We start from the raw sequence: 513 nt of genomic DNA on the forward strand, positions 1-513 counted from the left end.
GAGCTGGGTTCAGAACGTCGTGAGACAGTTCGGTCCCTATCTGTCGTGGGCGTTGGAGATTTGAGAGGGGCTGCTCCTAGTACGAGAGGACCGGAGTGGACGAACCTCTGGTGTTCCGGTTGTCACGCCAGTGGCACTGCCGGGTAGCTATGTTCGGAAGCGATAACCGCTGAAAGCATCTAAGCGGGAAGCGCGCCTCAAGATGAGATCTCCCGGGAGCTTGGCTCCCCTGAAGGAACCATCAAGACCAGGTGGTTGATAGGCTGGGTGTGTAAGTGCAGCAATGCATTGAGCTAACCAGTACTAATGATCCGTGTGGCTTGACCATATAACCTCAAGTGGCCTTGGACTTACGACAACGTCGTGACGTTCGGCTCACTCGCTACTTATCCCAACCTATCCGCTGAAGACGGCTTGCCGTCCTAAGCAAACCAACGAGAGCGTGCGCGCAACTCAATACACCGAGCACTGCGACCCTCCACCCTCTCCCTGGTGACAATAGCTGTGTGGTCC

1 rRNA gene is annotated in these 513 nt (G+C 55.9%); it reads left to right on the forward strand.

The features are described from left to right. Positions 1-328 (forward strand): 23S ribosomal RNA (locus J3473_RS19365); the annotation flags it as partial. Positions 329-513: the final 185 nt, after the last annotated feature.

Source organism: Phycicoccus sp. DTK01, assembly GCF_017312765.1.
Taxonomy (GTDB): domain Bacteria; phylum Actinomycetota; class Actinomycetes; order Actinomycetales; family Dermatophilaceae; genus Phycicoccus; species Phycicoccus jejuensis.